Annotated in this window: 8 protein-coding genes and 2 tRNA genes; 3 read left to right on the top strand and 7 right to left on the bottom strand. The window is 28.1% G+C overall.

Going from position 1 to position 7,704, the window contains the following annotated elements; all coding sequences use genetic code 11:
• Nucleotides 1-9 precede the first annotated feature (9 nt).
• Nucleotides 10-85: transfer RNA gene (locus tag B3N22_RS07790), tRNA-Val, on the top strand.
• A gap of 12 nt (nucleotides 86-97) precedes the next feature.
• Nucleotides 98-174, top strand: a tRNA-Asp gene (locus B3N22_RS07785).
• Nucleotides 175-350: 176 nt separating this feature from the next.
• Here B3N22_RS07785 and B3N22_RS07780 read toward each other — a convergent pair.
• Both B3N22_RS07780 and B3N22_RS07775 read right to left on the bottom strand, forming a co-directional pair.
• Nucleotides 351-1,337 carry an ATP-binding protein gene (locus B3N22_RS07780; protein ID WP_073021225.1) on the bottom strand — a complete coding sequence of 329 codons (987 nt, stop codon included), beginning with the start codon at nucleotides 1,335-1,337 and terminating at the stop codon, nucleotides 351-353.
• Nucleotides 1,330-2,325, bottom strand: coding sequence for a DnaD domain protein (locus tag B3N22_RS07775; protein WP_073021223.1), 996 nt, complete (start codon nucleotides 2,323-2,325; stop codon nucleotides 1,330-1,332). The genes B3N22_RS07780 and B3N22_RS07775 overlap by 8 nt, the downstream gene beginning before the upstream one ends.
• Nucleotides 2,326-2,496: 171 nt before the next feature.
• Here B3N22_RS07775 and B3N22_RS07770 point away from each other — a divergent pair, with 171 nt between their 5' ends.
• Complete coding sequence (locus tag B3N22_RS07770; RefSeq protein ID WP_286906057.1) at nucleotides 2,497-3,735, top strand: peptidoglycan DD-metalloendopeptidase family protein; 1,239 nt, start codon at nucleotides 2,497-2,499, stop codon at nucleotides 3,733-3,735.
• Between the two features lie 30 nt (nucleotides 3,736-3,765).
• On the opposite strand, the gene B3N22_RS07765 is transcribed toward B3N22_RS07770, so the two are convergent.
• From B3N22_RS07765 to B3N22_RS07745, 5 genes are all read right to left on the bottom strand, one after another.
• On the bottom strand, nucleotides 3,766-4,962 hold the full coding sequence (locus tag B3N22_RS07765; RefSeq protein ID WP_238904440.1) for a S8 family serine peptidase: 1,197 nt from the start codon (nucleotides 4,960-4,962) through the stop codon (nucleotides 3,766-3,768).
• A gap of 87 nt (nucleotides 4,963-5,049) precedes the next feature.
• On the bottom strand, nucleotides 5,050-5,865 hold the full coding sequence (locus tag B3N22_RS07760) for an MBL fold metallo-hydrolase (RefSeq protein WP_238904438.1): 816 nt from the start codon (nucleotides 5,863-5,865) through the stop codon (nucleotides 5,050-5,052).
• A 14-nt stretch (nucleotides 5,866-5,879) separates the two neighbouring features.
• A complete protein-coding gene (locus B3N22_RS07755) occupies nucleotides 5,880-6,311 on the bottom strand; it encodes a DMT family transporter (RefSeq protein ID WP_021804043.1) in 432 nt (143 codons plus the stop codon).
• Between the two features lie 100 nt (nucleotides 6,312-6,411).
• The gene (locus B3N22_RS07750; RefSeq protein WP_073021215.1) at nucleotides 6,412-6,891 is read right to left on the bottom strand and encodes a dUTP diphosphatase; all 480 of its coding nucleotides are present in this window, start codon (nucleotides 6,889-6,891) and stop codon (nucleotides 6,412-6,414) included.
• Between the two features lie 135 nt (nucleotides 6,892-7,026).
• A complete protein-coding gene (locus B3N22_RS07745) occupies nucleotides 7,027-7,575 on the bottom strand; it encodes a 2'-5' RNA ligase family protein (protein WP_021804045.1) in 549 nt (182 codons plus the stop codon).
• Nucleotides 7,576-7,704 lie beyond the last annotated feature (129 nt).

The following is a 7,704-nucleotide window of genomic DNA, read 5'->3' as shown; positions in this document are numbered from 1 at the left end:
TTTTTATTTGGGCGCATAGCTCAGCTGGGAGAGCACCTGCCTTACAAGCAGGGGGTCACAGGTTCGATCCCTGTTGTGCCCACCAAATAAATTATATGGCTCAGTAGCTCAGTTGGTTAGAGTGCCGGCCTGTCACGCCGGAGGTCGAGGGTTCGAGCCCCTTCTGAGTCGCCACAAAAAAGCTTTAGATTTTTCTAAAGCTTTTTTTTATTTATAATTAGATATGGTGATACGGCAATACAGTAATAATTATCTAATTAGATAATTATTTGATAAAATCAAATAAAGATTTATAAATACAAGAAAGCTAGAATTATAATAGATTATAGCTTCTTGTATCTATCGTAATTCTAGCTTCTATTTTTCTTTAAATTAATTTGTACTCTAATATCATCTCCATAAAATTTATGAAGTTTAAAATTTCCTATAAGCCTAGAACCTATTCTTTCAGTATAGGTTTTTGTTATATCAGTTAAGGTAAGATTTGTTGATATTATCATCTTTTTTTTCCTTAATAGTTTGACATTTAATAAGTTAAATAACTCGGCTATAGAGAATTCTGTTATTTGTTCAGTTCCTAAATCATCTATAATAAGCAAATCACAGTTAATAAGCAATTCTTCTAAGATTTTATTATTATCAAATCTAACTTCCCTAAGATTTTTGATAAGCTCATCAGCTGTTCTATAAACAACTAAAACTCCGCTATCTAAAAGTTCTCTTGCTATACAGTTGGTTAAGTACGTTTTGCCTGTACCTGGATCTCCATAAAACAATAGATTTTCATTATGATGTTTAAAAGAGGGCATATACCTGGTTATTATATCTTGAAATATACTTTCCATATTTTTTCTAGGCGAAAATTTTTCATCGCCAACTCTATGGGAAGAAAATAAAGATAAATCGAAGTTATCAAAATTATTATTTCTAACAGTATCAGATAACTCGGAGTTTTTATAATATACTTCTATAAGTTTACGTTTATAGCATTCACATTGTTCAATTCCTATATAACCGGTATCTTTACATTTACTACACGTATAACGTATATTTAAGTAATTTTGAGGATAACCGTTTTGAACAAGCATTTCATATTTTTTAGCTCTTAAATCCATTATTTTATTCTTTAAGTTTGTAATTACTGGAGCTATATCATCATGATTTTTTAAAATATTCATAGAAAGACTCAAAGATAGTTTTCCTATTTCTTGGTCTATAGCTATAATCTCTGGATGAAGCTCTTGAATTTCTTTTTTTCTAGTTTTAAGGGCATTAGATTCTCTTTCTCTTATTAACTCATAGAGAGATAAAACTTCTGACCTATATCCTTTAATCATCATTATCCCATCCTAATAATTTTTTTTCTAAGGAATCATAATCATAATTTCTTCCTTGAAAATTATCAAACCTAAGCTTAGGTTTTTCATTTTTTTGAGTATACTTGGTTTTATTTGAGTTAGTAGCCTTATAGTTAGCCTCACTCTGTTCTATGTCTTTAAGGGTTTTAAGATTACTTCCATACCATTTAGATAATATCCCATCAATATATTTAAAATCAGAGCGTCCTAATCTATCAAAACAAATTTGTACAGCTTTATATATAACTTCTAGAGAATAATTGTATTTAGTAATCCACTTATCTAAAAGCTCCTCTTGAGGTTTCATGATATCTGTATTTTTAATTCCCAAATAAGAAAGAATACTTCTTATTTTTACCCATTTGTCCTCGGATTTAGTTATATAGCTTTGAGCTGCTTCTATAGTTTTAATATTGTTATCATTCCAAGCAAGAGCAACTTTTTCAATATACCTGGAATCTTTTTTTCCTTTAGATACACAGTATTCAATTAGAAGCAAAATAAGTTCTGATGAAAAACCAAAATCTTTTTGCCAACCTAAATAAGAAGACATTTCTTTAGGAGACAGAGGTCTTCCTATAAGTTTTTCTATATCCTTAAGCATATCTTTAGTTCCACTAGAATTTAAAGCTTCTAATAGACTGAGCTTAGGATTTGTTTCTTCTATTTCCTCTGATAAAGTAGAAAACTCAATACTGTAGTTACCCATTTTGTCTATAGGAACTATTTTTAGTAATCCTTCATCTTGCCAATAATAAAAAGCATTCATAATATCTGACTCTAAAAGATTAAGTTTAGAGGCTATTATAGAAGAACTTACTCCAAGCTCTCCAGATAAAATATATTTAAGCATTAATATATAAACTTTAACAAATTCTCCTCGCGCTTTTGGCATATGTTTTTCAATAAAAATATTACTAATAGGAGTAAAGGTAACAGGTGAATTTTTTAGCATAAAAGTACTCATATATTTATTTACACCTTCCCCATAAATTTAATAACACTCATAAGTGTAAAATCATTATAACAAAGCAGAAAACATCTAACAACTTAATTCAGTATAAAAAAATGTATAGTATTTTTAATTTCGGGAATAGTAGTATTTGTATTTCAAAATTAAAGTAAATGAGGAAATTGCATGGAAGATAGTCTGAAAAATTGTAATAAGGAAAATATTATACTGAAAAGGGTTGTGATATATATATGTTTTATTGTAATTATGCTCACAACATCTATAGGAATAATCACATATAGAGCATATAGTAAAAATAATTTAAATTATTCTGCATATATAAATAACAGACTTATAGGATATGTAGATAATAAAAAAGATTTTAAAGAGTCTATTAAAAGTATAGCTAGTGGGCTTGTAGATCAATACCCAAGCATTAATATAAAAAAATATAAGTTAAGTTTCAAAAAAGTTAAAAAAAGCGAAACCACAATAACTAATGATATAGAAGTTAAAAAAAATGTACTTAAGAGTCTAGAAGGTACAGTTAATACTAATAGATTAATTATAAATGGTATTGAATTTGGATATATATCATCGGAAGAAGAAAAAAAGAGTGCACTAAATTCATTAGTGGGAAAATACTTAAAAGATATAAATGTTGATAAAGACAATGTTTTATCTGTAAATATAAATGGAAGCATAGAACTTAAAAAAGAGACGGTTAATATATCTTCTTTAGATCCATTAGAAATTATTGTTGAAAGACTATATGAAACTAATAAAGGAGATAAACCTATTTTGAATATAGATATAACACTAAATGAAACTGTTAAAGAAGCTATAATGCCAAAAACAACAATATTATCTACAAACGAAATATATTTAGGACAGAGTAAAAATCAAGAAGGCATAGCAGGTGAAAAAGAAGTATTAAAGGAGGTAACATATTCAAATGGTAAGAAGCTAAATGAGAAAAACATATCTGAAAAAGTTATAGTGGAGCCTAAAGATAACATAGTTTATAAAGGTGTAAAAGATCCTATTGCTGGTGGAGTAGCATTTTTAGAGAATCCATCCAGAGGGAGTATTACATCAAACTATGGAGCTAGATGGGGAAAGGTACATAAAGGAATAGATATTGCAGGAAACATAGGGGATCCTATAAAAGCTGCTTTGGATGGAAAAGTAATAGAAGCATATTATAGTAGTTCTTATGGTAATGTTATTACCATAGAGCATGGAAATGGAATACAAACTTTATATGCTCATTGTAGTAAATTATTAGCTAAAGAAGGTCAAGAGGTAAAAAGAGGGGATATCATAGCGAAGATTGGTAACACTGGAAGAAGCACAGGTCCACATTTGCACTTTGAATTAAAGGTAAATGGTAGTGCTATAAATCCTATAAAGTACATAGATTAAGAAAATCCACCGACATCATCGGTGGATTTTTTAATTCATTATCTTAGATAAGTTAATGTACCCTTCACCTCCAAGAGGTTTATCATAAGGGAGTTCTTCGCAAGATAGTTTTAGGAGCGATAATAAGTCACTAAAGGAGAGGTTTGGATTATTTTCAAATATTAGCGCACAAACTCCGGTAATATAAGCACAAGAGCAAGAAGTTCCGCTAAATGTTAAGTATGACTTTTCAAGTTTAGGTGGATAGATCTTTATTCCAGATTTTTCTGGTATATAAGAGACTTCAGTATTTAAAGATAAAATATCTTTAGCAGCCGCCGATAAATCAGGCTTAAGTGTTTTTCCTATAAAACCACAGGAAGAATAGGTATAAGGTTTTAAATCTTTTGTGGTATCTATCCCACCGACCGTTATACAATTATCTAATCTACTAAAACCAATTATACTTTGAGTAATATTGGGTAGGCTTCCAGAAGGAACTATAGGAACTATATTATTGTTAATACATCTTGAGAAAAATTTCGAAAATAAGTCTAAAATTAAGGGGTTGTTCCCTAAGTATTCAAATGGTAGAGATAATAGTTTTATGTTAGTTTCAGATTTCTTATTAATAACATCATCTATAGCCAATAGTATATCAGAAATATAACCTTTCCCTTTTGCATCAAATGATTTATAAACATAAAGTGATGAATTTTCTGCTATGCCTTTAAAAATGTTTTTAGACATATATCCGCTACCACTTATTATTCCAGCTACCATAGTTCCATGCCCATTGTCATCATAAGCATAATTATAGTTATTTATAAAATCCTTAAACCCCGAAATCTTATTCCAAGGAAGCGTTAGGTCTGTATGAGGATAAACCCCTGTATCTATAACACCAATAGATACACCCCTTCCAGTTAATCTATATTTATCTGGAAAGTTTACTCTATTGGCAGTAGAAACGGACATACCACCACATATATGACAAAACTCATCAAAATGTATAGATGATACTTCAGGAAATTCAAGAAGTCTATCGAGACCTCTTTTATTAACTTCAGCAAAGATAAGTTTTTCAGAAGAAATTGAGCCTATATGAATACATTTATAACTATTAAGTTTCTTTTCGATATCTTTTAAAAAGTTTTTGCACTTTATTATGACTCTGAAGCTTTTATATAAAGGTGAAGTATAAACTTGTTTAAGTTGAGGATCTAATTTGTTCTTTAAAGAAAACATTAATAACTCCTTTAAATTAATACACTATATAGTATATTTATATTCCACCAAATTAGATACTATAAATAAAAAGCAGCCTAAGCTGCTTTAAAATTTTGAGACTTCTCCAATATGAAGTACATTAATAGTATTATCATTTAGTGATTTTAAAGAGGTAATAGTCTCATCAAAATTTTCTAAAGATAAAATAAAAGTTTTATAGTGTATAGGAATCATTAATGGACAATCCATCATTTTAAACATTTTATAACTCTCTTCAGGATTACAATGCATTTTAGAAAATCTCTCTGGTTTATAGCACCCCACAGGTAATAGTGCAACATCAGAAGAAATTCCTTTAAAAGCCTCTGTATAGGCGGTATCTCCTGCAAAAAAAACTTTTTTAGTTTTACCACTAATTAAAAATGAATGGCTTTCATTATCTATTCCAAGATAATATCTTCTTCCATCATGATTAGCTTCAAAAGATTTTATAGTTAAATAAGAATCTTTATATGTTTCATTATGGCGAATTACATGAACATTTTTATAACCCAAAAGACTTATTAATCTTTTATAACCTTTTGGAACTATTATTACAGCATCTTTATTAAGTTTTTTTAAAGATGAGAAATTCAAATGATCCATATGACCATGTGATAAAAGAATGTAATCAAATTTTAAATTAGTAATATCCATAGGAATTTCTGCCTGTCGTTTAAAGTATCCCAAATTTTTAGTGATAACTGGATCAGTTAAAATGAGCTTTCCTTCAATATTTATAATTGTAGTTGCATGACCATACCAATATATAGAATTTTCTTCGATTTCTTGACTGTTGGTTAGATAAGGTTTAGTTCTGTATGTTTTTATATTATTTAAAGTGAGTGCGGTAAGAAATTTAATATTTTTTAAAGTATCCATCTATAACCCCTTAATTAAAATTTCCATTTAAAAATTACTATACCTATAATCATTAGAATAATACCTATTATCTCATTAACTCCAAATGTTATCTTGTCAGTATCAAATAAACCAAACGCATCTATAAGAGCGGCGGCTGTTAATTGAGCAACTAATATAATGGCAATTGAGCAGGTAGTACCTAAACTTTTAATTCCCATCATAACTGTGAAGATAATTACTACACCTAAAATTCCACCTAAAAGATATATTTTTTTAGCTGTGGTTATATCTTTAAAACTTCCTTTACCAAAAAAATATGTGATTATTAACGTAACAATAAAAGCACTTCCTTGAACAAAGGTATTAGTTTCCCAAAGACCTATTTTTTCGGAAAGTTTTGTATTAAATACTCCTTGAAAAGACATAGCTACTCCAGCAAGTATAGAAATTAAAACACCTATCATAATATCACCTCTAGAGTAGTATTTCTCAAAATAAAAATTAATATAATTAAAGCTAAGAGAAATTAAAAAGTATCTTTTCTCTTAGCCGTTAACTTTAATTCTATTTAGTAGAAATAAATGAGTGCATTTTTGAGTGATATTTATCATCAATAATACTTTCAGAATAACCTAAGCTGATTCCTAGACTCATAAAATCTTCAAACAATGTTTGATAGTGATCCTTTGAGGGAGAAATAATTATGTCATTTAAATCTATAAATAGATTTAAAAACTGATCACTTAAGCAATCATCATTAGGGTTTAAATCAACTTCTTTTAAGTCAGAATAATTTTTATCCAATCCTATAGTTAATATGTGACTTAAGCAATCAATATACTTTGTCATAATAGCGTCCTTAGAAGGGGAATTATCCTCTTCCTCCCAGTATCTAAAACACTTAGTTTCATTTGCTAGATCACTTAATTTAACATGAAGAGATAAGAGTTTTCTAGCAGTTAACTTATAATCATTAAGAGTTTTATCCATAACTAATAGTTTATTTGCTTCATCTTGTACTTTAAAAAAGTTTTGTAAATTCATTCTATAAATCCCCCTATTCCATTTAGGAACTATGTCTTTTATATTGTACAAAAAGTTTTTGATATTGAAAAGACTGGGTAAACGAATTCAAAGATTTTTCTATAAAAAATTTATGAATATTCTCATAATTAAAATTTAAAAGGTTTTTAATTCATAAGATTTAATAACCATTTCCTTTTTATTATTTATAGGTTTCCATAGTTCAACCTTTGATATTTTAGCTAAATTATAAAATCCTTCAGTTTTAGCAGTACTGCAAGCAATTTCATATTCATTCTTTTTCCACTCTCTTTGGGCAAAGTTAGTATTAGCTAAGGATACATGTAAATCCCAGTTATCTATGTTATCTCTAACACGGAAGCCATGTAGTTTAAGAGTATCATTGACATTTCTAGTTATCTTTTTTATATAACCTTTACTTTCAACCTTAAGATTCACAGATTTATATGGTTCATTAAAACAAAGAATATCTTTAAGCTCAACTTTAAATCTTTTATAAGGTTTAAAAATCTTCGATAGAACAATATCTAATTTTTCTATGTCTGGATCTTCTATTACTTCTAAGGTTATGTGTAATTTAGGTAAATTTCTATATAATTTATATTTTTTTGATAAATTTTTTTGTATAGGCTCTATTTGTTTATAAGAGTCATCATCAAATAATGCAACTAAGTAATATCTCATATTTAACCTCACCAATTGGAATAAATTTAACTATTATTTTAGATTATACCATATTTGAATAATCAAAACACTAGTATAAATTATTTTGTAATGCCAATACTAATTTTGTATGAAAGACCAACTATCAAA

It is taken from the genome of Clostridium sp. UBA1652, assembly GCF_002320975.1.
GTDB classification, from domain to species: Bacteria; Bacillota; Clostridia; order Clostridiales; family Clostridiaceae; genus Clostridium_T; species Clostridium_T intestinale.
This window is presented reverse-complemented; position numbering and strand designations above follow the sequence as displayed.